At 66.3% G+C, this 18,277-nt stretch carries 19 protein-coding genes; 4 read left to right on the forward strand and 15 right to left on the reverse strand.

The window, feature by feature from the left end; genetic code table 11:
- Positions 1-115: 115 nt before the first annotated feature.
- The 5 genes from HRU76_15340 to HRU76_15360 all read right to left on the reverse strand — a co-directional run bounded on the left by HRU76_15340 (position 116) and on the right by HRU76_15360 (position 3,995).
- Positions 116-907 (reverse strand): prepilin-type N-terminal cleavage/methylation domain-containing protein, encoded by a 792-nt coding sequence (locus HRU76_15340; GenBank protein ID QOJ18876.1) that lies wholly within the window; start codon positions 905-907, stop codon positions 116-118.
- A complete protein-coding gene (locus HRU76_15345; protein ID QOJ18877.1) occupies positions 904-1,413 on the reverse strand; it encodes a hypothetical protein in 510 nt (169 codons plus the stop codon). The genes HRU76_15340 and HRU76_15345 overlap by 4 nt, the downstream gene beginning before the upstream one ends.
- Positions 1,410-2,141, reverse strand: a complete 732-nt coding sequence (locus HRU76_15350; protein ID QOJ18878.1) for a prepilin-type N-terminal cleavage/methylation domain-containing protein — start codon at positions 2,139-2,141, stop codon at positions 1,410-1,412. The genes HRU76_15345 and HRU76_15350 overlap by 4 nt, the downstream gene beginning before the upstream one ends.
- Positions 2,142-2,236: 95 nt before the next feature.
- Positions 2,237-2,734: a type II secretion system major pseudopilin GspG gene (gspG, locus tag HRU76_15355; GenBank protein QOJ18879.1), complete on the reverse strand. Its 498-nt coding sequence runs from the start codon at positions 2,732-2,734 to the stop codon at positions 2,237-2,239.
- Between the two features lie 70 nt (positions 2,735-2,804).
- Positions 2,805-3,995 (reverse strand): type II secretion system F family protein, encoded by a 1,191-nt coding sequence (locus tag HRU76_15360; protein ID QOJ18880.1) that lies wholly within the window; start codon positions 3,993-3,995, stop codon positions 2,805-2,807.
- A gap of 478 nt (positions 3,996-4,473) precedes the next feature.
- On the opposite strand from HRU76_15360, the gene HRU76_15365 reads away from it, so the two are divergent.
- From HRU76_15365 to HRU76_15380, 4 genes are all read left to right on the forward strand, one after another.
- Positions 4,474-4,692, forward strand: coding sequence for a hypothetical protein (locus HRU76_15365; protein ID QOJ18881.1), 219 nt, complete (start codon positions 4,474-4,476; stop codon positions 4,690-4,692).
- 57 nt (positions 4,693-4,749) lie between these two features.
- A complete protein-coding gene (locus HRU76_15370; protein QOJ18882.1) occupies positions 4,750-5,475 on the forward strand; it encodes an HAD family hydrolase in 726 nt (241 codons plus the stop codon).
- 79 nt (positions 5,476-5,554) lie between these two features.
- Complete coding sequence (locus HRU76_15375; protein ID QOJ18883.1) at positions 5,555-6,454, forward strand: aminotransferase class IV; 900 nt, start codon at positions 5,555-5,557, stop codon at positions 6,452-6,454.
- A gap of 27 nt (positions 6,455-6,481) precedes the next feature.
- Positions 6,482-7,297 (forward strand): hypothetical protein, encoded by an 816-nt coding sequence (locus tag HRU76_15380; protein ID QOJ18884.1) that lies wholly within the window; start codon positions 6,482-6,484, stop codon positions 7,295-7,297.
- Between the two features lie 201 nt (positions 7,298-7,498).
- On the opposite strand, the gene HRU76_15385 is transcribed toward HRU76_15380, so the two are convergent.
- From HRU76_15385 to sufB, 10 genes are all read right to left on the reverse strand, one after another.
- Complete coding sequence (locus tag HRU76_15385) at positions 7,499-8,008, reverse strand: hypothetical protein (protein ID QOJ18885.1); 510 nt, start codon at positions 8,006-8,008, stop codon at positions 7,499-7,501.
- Positions 8,009-8,023: 15 nt separating this feature from the next.
- Positions 8,024-10,114: an acetate--CoA ligase gene (gene acs / locus HRU76_15390; protein ID QOJ18886.1), complete on the reverse strand. Its 2,091-nt coding sequence runs from the start codon at positions 10,112-10,114 to the stop codon at positions 8,024-8,026.
- A 101-nt stretch (positions 10,115-10,215) separates the two neighbouring features.
- A complete protein-coding gene (locus tag HRU76_15395) occupies positions 10,216-10,641 on the reverse strand; it encodes a DUF59 domain-containing protein (protein QOJ18887.1) in 426 nt (141 codons plus the stop codon).
- A gap of 4 nt (positions 10,642-10,645) precedes the next feature.
- Entirely contained in the window at positions 10,646-11,134 is a 489-nt protein-coding gene (locus HRU76_15400; protein ID QOJ18888.1) for an SUF system NifU family Fe-S cluster assembly protein, read from the reverse strand.
- Positions 11,134-12,402 (reverse strand): cysteine desulfurase, encoded by a 1,269-nt coding sequence (locus tag HRU76_15405; GenBank protein QOJ18889.1) that lies wholly within the window; start codon positions 12,400-12,402, stop codon positions 11,134-11,136. Before HRU76_15405 ends, HRU76_15400 begins: the two co-directional genes overlap by 1 nt.
- 143 nt (positions 12,403-12,545) lie before the next feature.
- The gene (locus HRU76_15410; GenBank protein ID QOJ18890.1) at positions 12,546-12,962 is read right to left on the reverse strand and encodes a SufE family protein; all 417 of its coding nucleotides are present in this window, start codon (positions 12,960-12,962) and stop codon (positions 12,546-12,548) included.
- Between the two features lie 60 nt (positions 12,963-13,022).
- Complete coding sequence (locus HRU76_15415; protein QOJ18891.1) at positions 13,023-13,889, reverse strand: sulfurtransferase; 867 nt, start codon at positions 13,887-13,889, stop codon at positions 13,023-13,025.
- Positions 13,890-13,983: 94 nt separating this feature from the next.
- Positions 13,984-15,354 (reverse strand): Fe-S cluster assembly protein SufD, encoded by a 1,371-nt coding sequence (sufD, locus tag HRU76_15420; GenBank protein ID QOJ18892.1) that lies wholly within the window; start codon positions 15,352-15,354, stop codon positions 13,984-13,986.
- 86 nt (positions 15,355-15,440) lie between these two features.
- Positions 15,441-16,202: a Fe-S cluster assembly ATPase SufC gene (gene sufC / locus HRU76_15425; GenBank protein QOJ18893.1), complete on the reverse strand. Its 762-nt coding sequence runs from the start codon at positions 16,200-16,202 to the stop codon at positions 15,441-15,443.
- Between the two features lie 265 nt (positions 16,203-16,467).
- Positions 16,468-17,913, reverse strand: coding sequence for a Fe-S cluster assembly protein SufB (gene sufB / locus HRU76_15430; protein ID QOJ18894.1), 1,446 nt, complete (start codon positions 17,911-17,913; stop codon positions 16,468-16,470).
- Positions 17,914-18,277: the final 364 nt, after the last annotated feature.

The raw sequence follows: 18,277 nt of genomic DNA on the forward strand, positions 1-18,277 counted from the left end.
CCGCGCTCCCCTGCGGGGCGGCGTGACGTTCCCCGGTGGCGCGACGCTCCGCGTCGCGCAGCCATCGCGGGCAGGACGCCCTCGCCGTCAAGACAGCGGATGTTCCTGGCTCGCCTCACTGTTCGCCCCCTTGCTCGGGCATCGACAGTTCCACGCCCGACGAGTCGTCCTCGCCCGCCCGGGCGTCTGGAATTGCGATGATGCGCACGCGGTCAGGTGGTGGAATCGACTCGTCAAACCGCAGCCGTGCGTCCGGCTCCAGCGGGGGGGCATCTTCCGCGGCGTCGTCCGCGATCGGCGCCATCAGGTCGGCGTCATCCGTCGCCTCGGCCTGGGCGTCCGCCAGATCACTCGGCCACGGATCGAACCAGATCGCCACCTCCACCGCCACGGGCAGGCGACCGGCCTGCAGCGAATCGAATGCGTCGCGCCACGACTGGCCATCGTGATAGCGGAATCGAACCTTGGCCACCCGTCCCACGGGCCAGAACGGCTCGGAGCCGCTCGCGCCTCCCGCGCTTCCGCCCCGCACCGCGACTTTGCGGCCCTCGATCATCCCGGCTCCGGAAACCCGGAACTCCGTCCGTTGCAGGTCGCCCAGCACGCGCGAGTCGCCCAGCCCCGCTTCCGCCAGGTGCGACGCCACCGACCGGCTCAGCACGCGGATGGAGCGGTTGTCGCCCGAGACGCCCGCGCCGAACGCCGCGTCTCCCACCAGGCACGTCACAAGATCCTGCTCCAGCCGGTCGATGACCAGCGAACAGGCCCGCTCGCGTTCGGCGTACGCGGCGGCGCGCTGGCGCGCCTCCAGCAGATTGCCGAAGAAGCCGAATGCCGAGCCGAGGAACGCGCCGATCAGCGCGATCGCGACGAGAACTTCGATCAGCGAAAAGGCGCGCCGCCTCATCGTCGCCCTCCCCCGCCGCTTCCGCGGCCCGCGCCGGTCGGTGACGGAGCCGGGAGCCCCTCGATCATCTCGTCTTCCCGATACTCCTCGACCAGCGCGTCGCGCAGGCGAACCAGTCGCCGCAGCGTGGCGGCGGGCGCGGTCGCCTCGCTGCTGGTGTAGATGCGAATCTCGACGAGCGTCAGCCCGCGCCAGGGCGCGACCTCGGTCGAGGCCTCCACGCGCCACGACCCCAGCCCGCTCACCGGCGGACCGGCGTTGAAGTCGTACAGGTCGATCGAACCGATCGACTCGAGCGGGGCATCCAGCAGGTCGTTGATGTTGATCAGCCCGGCCTCGAGTTCCGCCATCTTGGACCGCGCCGCGTCCATCGCCAGCTGACGATCGTGCAGCCGCCCCAGCGCTGCAACCGAGTTGCCCACGACCGAGAGCGTCAGCGCCGCCGCGCCGGCGAAGATGGCCAGCGCCACCAGCAGTTCAAACAGGATCGCGCCACGGCGTGTCATGGCGACGTTCTCCCGGGCGAGCCGTCGCGCGATGACGGCGATCCACCCATGCCCGCCAGCACCGGGTCGCTTTCCGGTTCGATCGCAGGCACGTATCGGTCGAAGCGTGTGAGTCCCGTCCACGGGTTGACGATCAGGCGGACCGCCCGGCCGTCGGCGTCGGTGAACCACAGGTCACGTCCCGCCAGCACCGACCCGTCGCTCAGAAACACCGCCACGCGCAGGGATCGCACCAGGGCCGCATCGGTCAACTCCGCGAATCTCGAATCCGTGCCCGCCGGCTCGCCGGGCGGCTCATCGCGGAAGGCGACGCCGGAAGGCAGGTCAAGGCGGGACCATGACGACGTCGCGGGATCCGCCCCGGGGTCGAAGTCGAACTCCGCCGCACGGTCCTCGTTGGAGCCGCCTGTCAGGCGTCGTCCCCCCGCACTGCGGATTGACTGGCCGGGCGCATCCGGGCCCTCCTCCGCGAGCAATCGATGGCGTGGATCGAAGGGCATGATGACAAGCCGCCCGGGATCGGGCAGAAAGCGAACCTCGCGCGGGGCGCCCGTGGTCATGGCTTCGGCCCTGGCGAGGGCGAGATGCGCCTGCACTTCCGCCTGCGCGGCCTCGAAGGACCGCTCGGCGAAACGCTCCGCGAGCGGAGGGGTCACCAGCGCCAGGATCGCCGCCAGCAAGGCCAGCGCGATCAGCATCTCGATCAGCGACACTCCGCGCCAAGGCATGCGCAGTTTCTCCCGACACGAGTCAGCACGACCCGACGAGGCGTCGCCGTGCCCGCCGACCGGAACAGGGCCAAAGGACGGACGAGCCGCCGCGCTCACCCATCGACGCTGAAGTCGTCCATGGACTCAAACTCGCCGTCGGCGTTCTTGCGGTGCGTGGTGATGTCGTCGTCAGTGTCCTCCTCGCGATCCGGGCCAAGCGAAATCAGGTCGTAGGGCTTGCCATTCACCAGTTCGCTGGGCGCGCGATACACCAGTTCGCTGCCCCACTTGTCGCGCTCGATCTTCTCCTTCAGGTACGGACCCTTCCATCGGGCCTCATCCTCTTCGTTCTCCAGGAGCGTCTTGTCCCAGAGCGCGGCCAGTCCCTCGTCGGTCGTGGGGTAGCGGCCCACGTCGAGCTTGAAGAGCTCGAGTCCCTGCTCCTCGATCATGCGCAGCTGCACGCGCTGCAGGTCCACCTCGGCCTGCTCGCCCCGGCTCATCAGCGTGCCGGCCACGATGCCGAACAGCGCCAGCAGAATCACGATCACGATCAGCAGTTCGATCAGGGTGAAGCCGCGTCGAATGATGCGGCGGGTTGCGATGGACATGTCTGGCTCCTTCCGACTGAGAGGCGCGCGGCCTCGAACTTCTCGAACGGGCGACACGGGCCGCCCGGGGTTACTGACCGATGGAACTGCTCAACTGCATCATGGGCATGAACAGCGCCATGAAGATGAACACGACCACGCCCGCCAGCAGCATGAGCAGAATCGGCTCCATGAGGCGCAGCATGGTGGAAAGAATGCGGTCGATGCGTTTCTCGATGGTGTCCGCGATGGTCGTGAGCACATCCGGCAGGTTGTTGGCGGCCTCCCCCACCGCGATCATCTCGATCACGTCGTCGCCCAGCATGCCCGACTGGCCCAGCGGCGCAGTCAGCGATTCGCCCTGGCGCACGGACTCGGTCGCCTCGTCGATCGCCTCCGCCAGCACCAGATGCCCGGCGGCGTCGCGGCTGATCTTCATCGCCGCCAGCATGGGAATGCCGTTGCCCAGCATGGTGCCGAGGATGCGGGTGAAGCGCGCCACCGAAAGGGCGCTGATGAACGCGCCCAGCCCCGGCGTCCGCAGTTGCCACTGCGCCAGGCGCCGGCCCATGCCCGGACGCCTGAGCGTCCACGCCGCACCGAACGCCGCCGCGGTCAATCCGACCAGCACCCAGGCCCAGTGATCCGTCAGCGCCGCCGAGGCGCCAAGCAGCAGCTGCGTGCTCAGCGGCAACTCGATGCGCTCAAACATCGGTCGGAACTTGGGGACGAAGAACACCAGCGCGCCCACCACCACCAGAACCGCCATCGACAGCAGGATGACCGGGTAGATCAGATTGCCCGTCACCTTGGCTTTCATGTCGGCCTGATGCTCGAGGAAGTCGCCCAGACGGGCCAGCACCTGCTCGAGGAAGCCGCCCATCTCGCCCGCCCGCACCATGGCGATATGCACCGCGGGGAAGACGTCGGCCCGCGCCTCCATCGCATCCGCCAGTCGCGCACCGTCCGCCACCGCGTCCGCGATTTCATTCATGACCTTGGAGAGATGCGGCGTGGCCTTACTGCGACCCAGCAGCCGCAGCGCCCGCAGCAGCGGCACCCCGGCGCGCAACAGATCAGCCAACTGTCGATAGACCCCCGCCAGCCGGCGCGTCGAGACGCCTCGTCGCAGGGATCGTCGTTCGCGCACTTCACGCACCGCGATCGGCGCCAGCGCGCGGGCCGACAACTCGGCCAGCACCACCTGTTCACTGGCGCCGACCAGCCGGCCCGTGATTCGCTGCCCGGCGGCATCACGTGCTGTGTAGGTGAATAGACCCATGCAACCGGTCGCTCTCTCCTGAAACCGGACGATGACGCTCCGTGTCACGCTCAAGTCCAGTCTTATCAATCCCTTACGAACATCAGGCGCGCGGTCACCGCACTCGCCTCAAGGTCTTGGACACCAAGCAGAGGACTTCATTCCCACATTTCCTCCCACGTGCTTTCCGCATGGGCGGCGTCCAACCCGTCCGACTTGCCCTTGCATCGGCCTTCCAAGAGTGAATCCTCGATGGAACCTCTGGGAACCGGGAACTTTGGTCGGTTGCAGGCAGGGTTGCTCGCCCCTCGCATCAGCTTCGAACCGTGGACCTGCCCATTCACTCCAGCCACGGTCAACCGGGAAAACTGGGAAAACAAGGATGCCGCGGCCCTTCCCCCCTTGCCAGCGATGGCGTCCCCGCTCACAATGCCGCCCACGTGAACAGGGAGTGTTCACCACCGCACCCGGCAGGGTGCGACGTCACGGAGGCACGAACATGCAGGGCAAGGATGCCACGTTCGTTCGGCGTTTCGCCGGCACGCTGACCCGGTTTGAGCGACTCGTCTTGGCGCTCCACTACGTGGATGAGTTATCCATCCACGAGGTTGGCGCTGTGCTCAACGCGCCCACCCACGAGGTGGAGGAGACCTTGCGCATCTTGCGGGAGCGAACCGCTCAGGCCGCCGCCCAATGGCAGGCCGTCCCGAGCGTCTGACCCGGTTCTTCGTTTCAACGCATCACGCGCCAGTCATCCGGCCGGTATCCTGCCGCCATGTCGATGCGCCTCGCCATGTGGTCCGGACCGCGCAACATTTCCACCGCCATGATGCGCGCCTGGGGGAACCGACCGGACACCGTGGTCTGCGACGAACCGCTGTACGCCCATTACCTGAAGATCACCGGGCTCCCCCACCCCGGCGCGGTGGAAGTCATCGCCCACCACGAGACGGACTGGCGAAAGGTGGTCGCGTGGCTCACCGGCCCGGTCCCCGACGGCCGCGCCATCTTCTATCAGAAGCACATGACGCACCACCTGCTGCCGACCATCGACCGGGAATGGCTGGATGAGTTGACGCACACATTTCTCATCCGCGACCCGCGCGAGATGCTCACGTCGTACATCCGCACCATCCCCGACCCGCGGCTGGAAGACACCGGCCTGCCTCAGCAGGTTGAAATCTTCGATCGCGTGAAGCAGCGAATGGGGCGCACACCCCCGGTCATCGACGCACGGGACGTGCTGGAGAATCCCCGCCGCACGCTCGGGCTGCTGTGCGACGCCCTCGGAGTGCCGTTCGCTGACGCCATGCTCCACTGGCCGCCCGGGCCGCGCGATACCGATGGCGTCTGGGCGAAGCACTGGTATCACAACGTGGAACGATCCACCGGCTTCGAGCCGTATCGGCCGAAGTCGGAGGATGTGCCGGATGCGTTGCATCCCCTGCTGGAGCAGTGCATGGCGTTGTATCAACGACTCCATCGAGACCGGCTGACCTGAGCATACCGACTGCGGCGCCCCCGCGCCCACTATCATCGGTGCGTCGCAATGGCTCGCCGCGCCGATTCGATCCACACCCATGCTGCAGACCTTCAACGACAAGAACCGCGACATCGTCTACAACGTGAACGGGCGGCTGATCCCCCGCGACCAGCCGGGGATCAGCCCATTCGACTCCGCCGTGCAGGGCGGCGACGCGGTGTGGGAAGGGCTGCGACTCTACAACGGACGCATCTTCAAACTGGTCGAGCACCTGGACCGACTTCGCTCCAGCGCCAAGGCCCTGGCGTTCGCGTCGATTCCGAGCCATGAGGCGATCATCAACGAGATCCGCCGCACGCTTGAGGCCAACCGCATGACCGACGGCGTCCACATCCGCCTGACGCTCACGCGCGGCATCAAGATCACCAGCGGCATGGACCCGCGGCTCAACCAGTCCGGCCCCACGCTCATCGTGCTGGCGGAGCACAAACCGCCCGTCTACAGCAAGGGCGGGCTGACGCTGGTGACGGCCTCCATCCGCCGCTTCGCGCCGGACATGCTGGACCCCAAGATCCACCACTGCAATCTCATTCAGTCGATCCTCGCCAAGATCGAAGCCAACACCGCCGGGGCGGATGATGCGCTCATGCTCGACCGCGACGGCTTCATCGCCGAGACCAACGCGACCCATGTGTTCATCGTCCAACGTGGCACGGTGCTCACCTCGCACGAGGACGCCTGCCCGGAGGGCATCACGCGGGCCACGGTGATCGAACTCTGTCGGACGCATGCCATCCCACTCATCGAGAAGCGGCTCTCGCTCACCGAGGTCTACCGCGCCGATGAGTGCTTCTGCACCGGCACCATGGGCGAACTGGCGGGTGTGGTGAAGGTGGACGGACGCACGGTCGGCGATGGCAAGGTCGGCCCGGTGACGCGGCGGCTGAGCGAACTGTACGCGGGATTGACGGCGCGCGAAGGCATGCCTGTCGTGTAAGCCGCAACACGTCTCGAAGGAACCCCCATGTCCCCCCTTCTCCAACTGTTCCTCGCCGTCGCCCTCGGGCTGCTCGCGCTGGCTGGTGTGCTGCATTTCATCGGATGGCTGGGCGCCTCCGGCGGACTGTTTCGGCGCGTGAGCGACGTCCTCTGCCGCGCTCCGCTGGTGGATGTGGTGCTGTTCGCCTTCACCGCCGTGCCGTGGATCGTTGGCGCCATCACCCACGGCTGGCTGGGCGTCGCGATGAGCGTTGGCGCGCAGGTCGGCGCCCTGTGGGCGTGGATCATTCTGCACGAGATCACGCACCCCGCGGCCCGCAAAGGCCCGCGCATCTACCGCACGCTGGATGGCATCGTGGGCCGCTTTCGCAACCACTTCGGCATGTGGTGGACGGCGTGGGTGGTGCCCGTCTTCTGGGGCGTGCGATTCGGCCAGTACTTCGTCTACCCCGTCATCACGTGGACCACGCGCCTGCCGAAGTACCGCCAGGGCGACTGGGTCAACATGTCGAGGCAGAAGTTCAGCGGGCTGGTCGGCTACGACCTCATCTGGTGCCTCTACTGCGACTGGATGACCGGCGTCTGGTCGCTCGGCTCGGAGATGCTGCGCAACGTCGAGTCGTTCTGGTGCCCGATCCGCTTTTACAGCGAGAAGAAGTGCGAGAACTGCAAGGTGGACTTTCCCGACGTGGCGGGCGGCTGGGTGGCGGCGGATGGAACCATGCAGGATGTGACAAAGGTGCTTCAGGAGCAGTACGGCACGATCGGCCCCGTGAAGCCGTGGTTTGGCCACCCGGCGCGGCTGACGATCGATGGGGCCGACCCCGCACCACGACGATGAGGGCATGTGTCGAACCGACCCGTCGAATGAAGAGATGCAACCACAGAGACACGGAGCCACAGAGTGCGGAAGTGCCAGAAGTCAACAAGCCAGTGCGCGATTCGAGACCCCTTGGAACCACGCATGAACACCGAGGAACACAGATCCGAGCGATGCGCTTTTCACCGACTCGACTTCATCGTCATCAGTGCTCATCCGTGTTCATCCGTGGTTCCGACCTGATTGGCTCTGTGACTCTGCGGTTGCCTTCTCATTCACCGCCGGGCCAGTCGCCGTGGGCAGCTTGTCCGCCGCGCCCGGCTCGGAGAGGTCGTTTCCGATGAACGCGGCGAGCGTGTGCCGCCCGCACTCCGGGCAGCGGATCTCGCCGTGCACGATGGGCAGGCCCTTGAGCGGGTAGCCGCACTGGTAGCACACGTCGATGGGCCTCGCGGGGTCGATCGGCTCCAGCCGCGCCCGCTCCACGCCATCGACGCGCACCGTGACGCGGTACTTGCCCAGCCCCAGTTTGGAGACATCGATCCACTGCACTTCGACGTGCCGCGCCCGTCCCTGCTCATCGGTGACATCGAAGAAGTGCGACCCGCGCGTCCACCCCGCCAACGGACGGTAGGAGATGACCCGTCCGTTGAGCAGCACGGTCTCACCGCCCAGCGGCCCGCGCCGGGCTTCGATCAAATGGCCGTGAACCTGGGTGCGGTAGACGAGCATGAAGATCGTGCGTGTTCACCCCTCCTCCTGCTCCCTCAGTTTCGCCAGCACAGAGAAATCCTCCAGCGTGGTCGTATCCTGCGTCAGTTTCTCCTCGCCGGCGGCGATGGAGCGCAGCAGACGCCGCATGATCTTGCCGCTGCGGGTCTTGGGCAGGGCGTCGGTGAAGCGGATCATGTCCGGCTTGGCGATGGCCCCGATCTCCTTCGCCACGTGGTCGCAGAGCCGCTTCTTGAGATCCTCGCTGGGCTTGAAGTTGGGGTCGAGCGTGCAGAAGGCCGCGATGCCCGTGCCCTTGATCTCGTGCGGCATGCCCACCACCGCCGCCTCGACGACCGCGTCGTGGCTGACCAGGGCGCTTTCGACCTCCATCGTCCCCAGCCGGTGGCCGGAGACGTTGATGACATCATCGACGCGGCCCATGATCCAGAAGTAGCCGCGAGGGTCGCGGCGGGCGCCGTCGCCGGTGAAATAGTAAGGAACCGCAGGCGTCACGCCCGCGCCACCGACCTGCGGGGCGCGACGCTCCGCATCGCGCGGGTCCGGCCCCTTGACGCGCGTGAAATACGTATCGATGAACCGCTGCCGGTCGCCGTAGATGCCCCGCAGCATGCCGGGCCACGGGCGGCGGATGACCAGCAGCCCGCCGGTGTTGGGCGGCTGCTCCTCGCCGCGCTCGTTGACGACCGCCGCATCCACGCCGAAGAAGGGCAGCGTGCAGCTGCCGGGGGTGGTCGGCGTGCAGCCGGGCAGCGGCGTGATCATGTGTCCGCCCGTCTCGGTCTGCCACCAGGTATCGACGATGGGACAGCGCGAGCCGCCGATGGTTTCGCGGTACCACATCCACGCCTCGGGGTTGATCGGCTCACCCACGCTCCCCAGCACCTGCAGCGAGGAGAGATCGTGCTTCTTCGGATGCTCATCGCCCCACTTCATGAACGCGCGGATCGCCGTGGGCGCGGTGTAGAACTGCGTGACCTTGTGCCGCTCGACGATGCTCCAGAAGCGATCCGGCTGGGGGAAGTTGGGCGCGCCCTCGTACATCAGCGTCGGCACACGGTTGGGAAGGACGCCGTACAGGATGTACGAGTGTCCCGTGACCCAGCCGATGTCGGCGGTGCACCAGTAGACCTGCTCGTGATCGGGCCGCAGATTGAAGACGTACCTGGCGGTGAGGTACGTATGCACCATGTACCCGCCGGTGGTGTGCAGAATGCCCTTGGGCTTGCCGGTTGAGCCGCTGGTGTAGAGAAGGAAGAGCATGGCCTCCGAGTCCATCGGCTCGCAGGGACATTCCGTGGGCGCGGCCAGCGTGAGATCGTGCCACCAGTGATCGCGCCCGCCGTGCCAGGCGAGTTCGTTGCCGCACCGGCGCAGCACGACGACGGCGCCGACCGCGTCCTTTCCGCCCGCCAGCTGCGCGCAGGCGGCGTCGACGTTCTCCTTGAGCGGGACGACATGGCCGCGCCGCCACGCGCCGTCGCAGGTGATGATGATCCTGCTGCCGGCGTCATGCACGCGGTCCACGATGGCCTGCGCGCTGAATCCGCCGAAGATCACGCTGTGGGCCGCTCCGATGCGGGCGCAGGCGAGCATGGCGATCGCCAGCTCGGGCACCATGCCCATGTAGATCGTGACCACGTCGCCCTTCTTCACGCCCAGCGACTTGAGCGCATTGGCGAAGCGGCAGACCTCGTCCTTAAGGTCGTTGTACGTGAGCCGCCGAATCTCCGGCACGCCGTCGGGCATCGGCTCCCCTTCCCAGATGATCGCCACCTGATCGCCCAGCCCCGCCTTGATCTGCCTGTCGATGCAGTTGTGGCAGATGTTGGTCGTTCCGCCCACGAACCACTTCGCGTCCGGCGGATTCCACTCCAGCACCTTGCCGGGCGTCCAGGGATCGAACCAGTCCAGTTCGCGCGCCGCCTCGCCCCAGAAGCCCTCGGGATCATCCAGCGAGCGGCGGTGCATCGCTCGATACTCGTCCATCGAGTTGACGTACAACCCGCCCAGACGCTGCGCCAGGTCCGCGGGCGGCGGAAACAGCCGCTCCTCGTGCAGGACGGACTCGATGCTGGCGGATTCGGATCGCGCGATCGTGCTCATGGCGGATTCCCTCGTCTGGCGACGTTCGTGCATGATACCGTTCGGCGACCGGTCGCGCCGGGGCCGAACGGCTCGCAGCATCAGCGTCCGCGCCGTGCCCGCTAACGCGGTGGCCGCTCCGTGCGCCCGAAGGTGATGGGGGTGATCTTCCTCGCCGCCGAGGCGCTCCCGTGCGGGTCTTTCCAGGAAATGCCCATCATGTCGAGCGCCAGCCGCGCATCCTCGGTCATGCGCTCGCCCGTCCAGGGCGGCTCCCAGGTCAGCGTCACGATCGCGTCGCGCACGTCCTCCACCCCCTCCACTGCCTCGCGCACCTTCCCGGGCATCGACTCAGCCACCGGGCAGTTGGGCGTGGTGAGGGTCATGGTGACGCGCACGTCGCCGGTGGGGTCGATGTCGAGCGCGTAGATCAGCCCCAGATCGTAGAGATTGACGGGAATCTCGGGGTCGTAGACGGTGCGCAGCGACTCGATGATGCGGCGGCGGAGATCATCCACGTCGAAGGCGGGCGGGTTCGCGTCGCTCATGCGGTCACTCCGTTGAGACGGGCGTGCGTTCGATGCCGGCCGGCGCCGCGGCGTCGCCTGAATCGAGCGCGGCGAGCAGCGTGTGCCACGGCAGGGTGGCGCACTTCACGCGCATGGGAAACTTGCGGACGCCGGCGAGGGCAAGGAGCGGGCTGTCGGCGAGCGCCTCCTCACCGCCCCCTCCGCCTACCAGCATCCGCCGGAAGTCCTCGGCCGTGCGGCGGGTCTCGCACGTGCTCAGTCCCTTGACGTGCTCAGTCATCATCGAGGCGGAGGCGAGGCAGATGGCGCACGCCGCGCCGGTAAAGGCGATGTCGTCGATGGTTGCTCCACCATTCTTTCCGCGCAGGATCAGTTCCACGTGAACACGGTCGCCGCAGAGGGGGTTGGAGCCCTCGGCATGGTGAGAGGCGCCGGGCAGCGCGTAGAAGTTGCGCGGCGAGCGGCCGTGATCGAGGATGACTTCCTGGTAAAGGTCGTCGAGATCGGACATCACGCGAACACCTCGATCACCTTCCGCAGCCCCGCCGCCAACGCGTCAATCTCCTGCCGCGTGGTGTAGACGCCGAAGGAGGCCCGTGCGGTGGCGGGCACGCCGAAGCGCTGCATGAGCGGCTGCGTGCAGTGGTGGCCGGTGCGGATGGCGATGCCCTCGTTGTCGAGAATGGTGCCGATGTCGTGCGGATGAACGCCTTCGAGCGTGAAGGACACGACGCCCGCCCGGTGGGGCGGCCTGACGGCGCCGATGAAGCGCAGACCGGGAACGTCGGCGAGCGCGGAGGCGGCGTGCGTCACCAGATCGTGCTCGTGGACGGCGATGGCGTCGAGCGTGAGGGAATCGAGATAGTCCGCCGCAGCGGCCAGACCGATGGCGCCGGCGATGTTGGGCGTGCCCGCCTCGTACTTGTCGGGCAGGTCGGCGTAAGTGGTCCTCTCGAAAGTGACGGAGCGAATCATGGAGCCGCCGCCGTGCCACGGGGGCATGGCTTCGAGCAGGGCGCGCCGACCGTAGAGAAGACCGATGCCGGTGGGGCCGTACATCTTGTGCCCGGCGACGGCGTAGAAGTCGGCGTCGAGGTCGCGCACATCCACGCGCAGGTGCGGTGCGCCTTGCGCTCCATCGACCACGACGACCGCGTGCGGTGCGTTCCTGCGGGCGGCGGCGATGAGGGCCTTGAGCGGGTGAACCGTGCCCAGCGTGTTCGAGACGTGCTGGATGGCGATGAGCTTCACGCGCTCTTCGAGCAGGTGCTGGTATGCGGCGACGTCGAGTTCGCCCGCGTCCGTGACGGGAATCACGCGGATCTCAGCCCCGGTCCACTCGCGCACCATCTGCCACGGCACGATGTTGGAGTGGTGCTCGCTCTGGCCGATGAGGATGATGTCGCCGGGCTTCAGACGCGGCCGGGCCCAGCACTGGGCCACGAGGTTGATGGCTTCGGTGGCGCCGCGGGTGAAGATGATCTCGCGGACCTCGGCGGCGTTGATGAAGCGCTGCAGCCGCGCGCGGGCTTGCTCGAAGGCGTCGGTGGCCTCGATGCTGAGGGTGTGGACGCCGCGGTGGACGTTGGCGTTGCAGGTGGTCCAGAAGCGGTCGACGGCGTCGATGACGGCGCGCGGCCGCTGGGCCGTGGCCGCGGTGTCGAGGTACACGAGCGGCTTGCCGTGAATCCGGCGTGCGAGGATGGGAAAGTCGCGCCGGACGGCTTCCACGTCGTACGCGCGAGGCCTCGCGTCGGACTGATGGGGTGCGATGGTCATCGGACGACCAATCGTAGGAGCGAGCGGCCCGCGGTGCGATTCAATTCGCGCGATCCATGCGCAGCCGCATGCGGCGGATTGACCGCTCCCTCACAGTCGCGGCTCACTCATCATTCGCTGACGGCTGATGTCTTCCTGGCGCCTCATCCCACCGCCACCTCACGCTTGATCCGAGCGAGCACCGCAGCCAGCCCAACCGCCCGGTTCATGCGCAGCAGGTCGGCCAGCCCGAGCCGATCGACCAGATCATTGGGCGTCGCAGCCACCTCGGCGGGCGTCGCGCCATCGAGCCCCTGCACGAGAATGGAGACGAACCCCTTCACGGTCGGGGCCTCGTCCGCCACGTCGGCGTGAAGGTGAACCCGGCCATTCCCACGCTCGATGAAGAGGAACACCGGCGTCATGCACTCGTGGACGCGGTTGAGTCCCGCATCCCGCGCGGCCCGGTGCTCGGGCGGAAGCGGCGGCAGTTTCTTCGAGAAATCCAGCAGCAGTTCCAGGCGCGTGTCGCGATCGACGCTCTGGAACGTGTCGATGATGTCATCCAGCGCGGCGGGCATGAAGCATCGTACGCGATGATGACCAGATGGTGCGTACAACCGCTCCCTCACGGCGGCGGTTCACTTCGGCACGTGCGTCTTTTCGATCGGCAGCCCGACGCTGTTGCCCCATTCGGTCCAGGAGCCGTCGTAATTGCGGACCTTCTGGAAGCCGAGCAGGTACGTGAGCACGAACCACGTGTGGCTGGAGCGCTCGCCGATGCGGCAGTAGGCGACCACATCATCGGTGGGCTTGAGTTCGATCTCGCGCAGGTAGATGGCTTCGAGGTCCTCGCGCTTCTTGAAGGTTCCGTCCTCGGCCACGGCGCGGGCCCAGGGGACGTTCTTCGCACCTGGAATGTGGCCGCCGCGCAGCACGCCTTCCTGCGGGTACTCCGCCATGTGGGTGCGCTCGCCGGAGAACTCCTGCGGGCTGCGCACATCCACCATGGGCTTCCTGGCCTTCATGTGGGCCAGCACCTCGTCGCGGAAGGCGCGGATGGAGTAGTCCGGTTTGGCCGGCGGCGTGTAGGACGCCCTGGGGTACGAGGGCGTCGTGGTGGACATGGGGCGCCTTTCGGCCTCCCACTTCTTGCGCCCGCCGTCCATCACCATGCACTTGGGGTGCCCCATCAGTTTGAACACCCAGAAGGCGTAGCACGCCCACCAGTTGTTCTTGTCGCCGTAGAACACGACGGTGGTATCGTTGGAGATGCCGTGCCTGGCGCACAGCGCGGCGAAGCGAGCGGGATCGATGTAGTCGCGCACCACGGGGTCGTTGAGGTCATTGATCCAGTCGATCTTGATGGCCTCGGGAACGTGGCCCGTGGCGTAGAGCAGCACATCCTCATCGCTTTCGACGATGCGGATGTTCTTCGTGTCTGAACGGTGCTTCTCTACCCAGTCGGTGGAGACCAGGACTTCGGGATGCGCGTAGGCGGCGGACATGGCGTTCTCCTTTCGGGCCCTGAACTGTCACGCAGGGGTTGGCGGTCATTCCCCCGGCAATTGCGCGAAGGGTCGAGAGCGTGCCGACCAGACTTCAGCCCACCGTCTCATGCAGGTTGCCGCTGTCCGGCAGCCGGTCGATGACCAGGTGCGTGACAGCGCGGCGGAGGGCGTCGTGCTCGATGCGGCCAAGCATTTCGCCCGCGAAGGCGTAGACCAGCAGCGCGTTGGCGTCGACGCGGCTGACGCCCCGCGAAAGCAGGTAGAACAGGGCGTCCTCATCGAGCCGGCCGATGGTCGCGCCGTGCGTGCATTTCACGTCGTCGGCGTAGATCTCCAGTTGCGGGCGCGTCTGGGCCTGGGCGGCGTCGGAGAGCAGCAGGTTCTGGCTGCTCTGCACGGCGTCGGTCTTCTGCGCGCCGGGAGAGACGATGATCCGCCCGGTGAACACCCCGTGCGACTGGTCCGCCAGAATGCCGCGGTAGTACTGGCGGCTGTCGCAGTGCGGCTTGCGGTGCTCGACGCGCATGTGGTTGTCCAGGTGCTGCGCGCCGCGTCCGACGTACAGCCCATTGAGCAGGCCGTGGCCGTTCTCTCCATCGAGAATGGGGTTGACGTTGTTGCGCACGATCGCCCCGCCCAGAAGCATGGAGTGCGAGGCGAAGCGGCTGTTACGCCCCTGCACGGCGGTGAGCGTGGAGATGTCGAACGCCGCGCCGTTCTCCCGCGCCAGGTAGCAGTGCGAGATGTCAGCATCCGGGCCGACGTTGACCTCGGTGACGGCGTTGGTCAGGTGCGGTCCGTCGCCGAGCGAAACCTGATCCTCGATCACGAGTCCGCGACTGGACTCCTCGGCGACGATGAGCAGGCGCGGGTGTGTGACGAAGCCGGCTCCTTCCGCCACGGAGGAGACGTTGAGCAGCGTGATCGGCTCGCTGGCGATCACGTCGCGGGCGAAATGGATGACCGTAGCGTCGTCGAACAGCGCCGTGTTGAGCGCCGAAAAGGCGTCCTGCTCGAAGGCGTTGTGCCGCGCGAGATGCTTCGTGACCAGTTCAGGCGCGCGCTGCAGGGCTTCGGCGAGCGTCATCACGCTCACGCCCGGTTCGAGCCGCTCGACGGTCGAAAGGTCGCGTCGAAGGCGCCCATTGATGAAGACGAGTCGCACGCCGCACACGTCGGGCAGCGCGAAGCGGCGGATGTCCTGTTCGGTGACGGACTTCGCCTCGGGGGCGCGCAACGACAGACCGGCCTTCAGGAGCGGTTTGAGGGAGGTGTACTTCCAGTTCTCATCGCGCGTCGTGGGGATGCCCAGCCGGTTGAACGCCTCCATCGCCTGCCGGCGGATGGACGTGAGCATCGCGGGTCCGGCGGGGAGCAGCGAAGCGTCAAGCCCCGCATCGTCCAGCACGGCGGAGGTTCTGGTCGGGGCGTTCATGGTGGCGGCGGTCGTCATGGAAGGCACCAGGCAGTTCGTGAGAATCGGACCATGTGAGCGGCGGGTGTCGCGGACTCGGCCCACCCCATGCCCGAAGGAATGCGACGGCAGAGTCAGGCGGCGGCTGGCTCCTTCTCCAGCCACGTGTATCCCTTCTCCTCCAGTTCGTAGGCGAGTTCCTTGCCGCCCGAGTGGACGATGCGGCCCTCCACCAGCACGTGGACGAAGTCGGGCACGATGAAGTTGAGCAACCGCTGGTAGTGCGTGATGACGAGGAAGCCGCGATCCTTGCTCCGCATGGCGTTGACGCCGTCGGCCACCACGCGCAGGGCGTCGATATCCAGGCCGGAGTCGGTCTCGTCCAGCACGCACAGAGCGGGCTCGAGCACGGCCATCTGGAAGATCTCCGCCCGCTTCTTCTCGCCGCCCGAGAAGCCCTCGTTGACGTTGCGCTTGAGCAGGTCGTCGTCGATGTGAATGAGCTTCATCTTCTCACGGAAGAGCTTGAGCATCTGCATGGCGTCCAGTTCAGGCAGTCCGCGGTGCTTGCGCGTGGCGTTGACCGCCGCTTTGAGGAACTGGGTGGTCTTGACGCCCGGAATTTCCACGGGGTACTGGAAGGCCATGAAGACGCCTTCGCGGGCGCGCTCGTCCGGCTCCATCTCAAGCAGATCCCTGCCGCGGAAGAGGATGGTCCCCTCCGTCACTTCGTACGCCTCGTGCCCGGCGATGACGCGGGCGAGCGTGGACTTGCCCGAGCCGTTCGGGCCCATGATGGAGTGAACTTCGCCGGGATTGATGGTCAGGTCCAGCCCGCGCAGGATTGGCTGGCCTTCGACGGAGACATGCAGGTTAGTGATCTCAAGCAGCGACATTCGTGTTTCCTGTCCGTTCTGAGAAGACAAACCACAGAGGCACAGAGGGCACAGAGAATGAAGAGGTCAGAGATCAGAGGTCAGAAGCATCAGAACCGGAAACCAGAATCTTGAACCACGGATGCATACGGATGAACACAGATTCGATCCCGGCACTTCTCTGTCCTGGTCAGTCAGTGTCATCCGTGTTGATCCGAGTTCATCGGTGGTTTCATCGTGTTTTCCCTCCGTGTCCTCTGTGTCTCTGTGGTGAACTGAATCGAGTTCACCCGACCGATCCTTCGAGCGAAATCGACAGCAGCTTGTCCGCCTCCACCGCGAACTCCATGGGCAGTTCCTTGAGCACTTCCTTGCAGAAGCCGTTGACGATGAGCGACACGGCGTCCTCCTCCGAGATGCCGCGCTGGGTGCAGTAGAAGATCTGGTCCTCGCCGATCTTGCTGGTGGTGGCCTCGTGCTCCACGCTGGCGGTGGGGTTGCGCACGTCGATGTACGGGAAGGTGTGCGCTCCGCACTGGTCGCCCATGAGCATCGAATCGCACTGGGTGTAGTTGCGGGCGTTGGCCGCGCCCTTGTTGATCTGCACCAGGCCCCGGTAGGTGTTCTGTCCGCGCCCCGCGCTGATGCCCTTGGAGATGATGGTCGAGCGCGTGTTGCGCCCGAGGTGGATCATCTTGGTGCCGGTGTCGGCCTGCTGGCGGTGGTTGGTCAGCGCCACGGAGTAGAACTCGCCCACCGAATCGTCCCCCTGCAGGATGCACGAAGGGTACTTCCACGTGATGGCCGAGCCGGTCTCCACCTGCGTCCAGGAGATGCGGCTGCGAGCCCCCAGGCACTTGCCCCGCTTGGTGACGAAGTTGTAGATGCCGCCCTGACCGTGTTCGTCGCCGGGGTACCAGTTCTGAATGGTGGAGTACTTGATGGTGGCGTCATCGAGGGCCACGAGTTCCACCACCGCCGCGTGCAGCTGGTTCTCGTCGCGCATAGGGGCGGTGCAGCCCTCCAGGTAACTGACGCTCGCGCGTTCATCGGCGATGATCAGCGTGCGCTCGAACTGCCCCGTCTTTGACGCGTTGATGCGGAAATACGTGGACAACTCCATCGGACAGGTCACGCCCTTCGGGACGTAGACGAACGAACCGTCGCTGAAGACCGCGCTGTTGAGGGCGGCGAAGAAGTTGTCTCCCGGCGGCACCACCGAGCCGAGGTACTTGCGAACCAGGTCCGGGTGCTCACGAACCGCCTCGGACATGGGACAGAAGATCACGCCCGCCTTCGCCAGGGTCTCCTTGAACGTCGTGGCCACCGACACGCTGTCGAATACCGCATCCACCGCCACGCCCGCCAGGGCCAGCTGCTCCTCCAGCGGAATGCCCAGTTTGCGGTATGTCTCCAGCAACTTGGGGTCCACCTCGTCGAGTGAGGCGGGCCCCTTCTTCACCTTCGGCGCGGAGTAGTACGACACCGCCTGGTAGTCGATGGGGGGATAGTGAATGAACGCCCAGCGCGGCTCCGACATCGCCTTCCAGCGACGGAACGCATCCAGGCGCCACTGAAGCATCCACTCCGGCTCACCCTTGACGGCGGACAGCCGGCGGACCACGTCCTCATCCAGTCCCGGTTCGAAGGTGTCGGCCTCGATATCCGTGACAAACCCGGCCGTATAGCCCTTCTTCGTGAACTCGTGAATGGTGGACTCGGTGGTGGTCATCTTCACGTCCCAGAACGTGCGGGGCGATTGAAACTCAGTTGCATCTTTGAATCATTCTAGGAACATGGGAACCATCAGACCAATCCCATGACCCGCAACCCCCGCGAACTCGTGGCGCATCACCCACGGTTCCATGCGCCGTTTTCCTGTTGGCCTCACGCTGCGTCCGGCGGACTGTCCGCTATCCGGAGTGAGAGTTTGCCTCTCCGGCGCAGCCCATCGTCTCGGTTTCCCGGGTGACGCCTGGGGTGAATCCTGCCCACCGGGCGTTCGATCCATCCACCTGCCCCCAGTTACGGACGGGCGAAGGAGCGGGCGGATGGCGATGATTGGACGATTGGCGGTCTGTGTCGGGTTCGCGGCC

The sequence above is a fragment of the Phycisphaeraceae bacterium genome (genome assembly GCA_015709595.1).
Lineage (GTDB): Bacteria > Planctomycetota > Phycisphaerae > Phycisphaerales > SM1A02 > CAADGA01.

Bases quoted from the DNA above. Each gene is read 5' to 3' on its own strand.
- HRU76_15380 (QOJ18884.1), top strand. From the start codon at position 6,482: ATGTCCCCCCTTCTCCAACTGTTCCTCGCCGTCGCCCTCGGGCTGCTC.
- HRU76_15395 (QOJ18887.1), bottom strand. From the start codon at position 10,641: ATGAGCGACGCGAACCCGCCCGCCTTCGACGTGGATGATCTCCGCCGC.
- HRU76_15365 (QOJ18881.1), top strand. From the start codon at position 4,474: ATGCAGGGCAAGGATGCCACGTTCGTTCGGCGTTTCGCCGGCACGCTG.
- HRU76_15340 (QOJ18876.1), bottom strand. From the start codon at position 907: ATGAGGCGGCGCGCCTTTTCGCTGATCGAAGTTCTCGTCGCGATCGCG.
- HRU76_15400 (QOJ18888.1), bottom strand. From the start codon at position 11,134: ATGTCCGATCTCGACGACCTTTACCAGGAAGTCATCCTCGATCACGGC.
- sufB (QOJ18894.1), bottom strand. From the start codon at position 17,913: ATGACCACCACCGAGTCCACCATTCACGAGTTCACGAAGAAGGGCTAT.
- HRU76_15385 (QOJ18885.1), bottom strand. From the start codon at position 8,008: ATGCTCGTCTACCGCACCCAGGTTCACGGCCATTTGATCGAAGCCCGG.
- HRU76_15415 (QOJ18891.1), bottom strand. From the start codon at position 13,889: ATGTCCGCCGCCTACGCGCATCCCGAAGTCCTGGTCTCCACCGACTGG.
- HRU76_15410 (QOJ18890.1), bottom strand. From the start codon at position 12,962: ATGCCCGCCGCGCTGGATGACATCATCGACACGTTCCAGAGCGTCGAT.
- HRU76_15405 (QOJ18889.1), bottom strand. From the start codon at position 12,402: ATGACCATCGCACCCCATCAGTCCGACGCGAGGCCTCGCGCGTACGAC.
- HRU76_15375 (QOJ18883.1), top strand. From the start codon at position 5,555: ATGCTGCAGACCTTCAACGACAAGAACCGCGACATCGTCTACAACGTG.
- HRU76_15350 (QOJ18878.1), bottom strand. From the start codon at position 2,141: ATGCCTTGGCGCGGAGTGTCGCTGATCGAGATGCTGATCGCGCTGGCC.
- HRU76_15360 (QOJ18880.1), bottom strand. From the start codon at position 3,995: ATGGGTCTATTCACCTACACAGCACGTGATGCCGCCGGGCAGCGAATC.
- HRU76_15345 (QOJ18877.1), bottom strand. From the start codon at position 1,413: ATGACACGCCGTGGCGCGATCCTGTTTGAACTGCTGGTGGCGCTGGCC.
- HRU76_15370 (QOJ18882.1), top strand. From the start codon at position 4,750: ATGTCGATGCGCCTCGCCATGTGGTCCGGACCGCGCAACATTTCCACC.
- acs (QOJ18886.1), bottom strand. From the start codon at position 10,114: ATGAGCACGATCGCGCGATCCGAATCCGCCAGCATCGAGTCCGTCCTG.
- gspG (QOJ18879.1), bottom strand. From the start codon at position 2,734: ATGTCCATCGCAACCCGCCGCATCATTCGACGCGGCTTCACCCTGATC.
- sufC (QOJ18893.1), bottom strand. From the start codon at position 16,202: ATGTCGCTGCTTGAGATCACTAACCTGCATGTCTCCGTCGAAGGCCAG.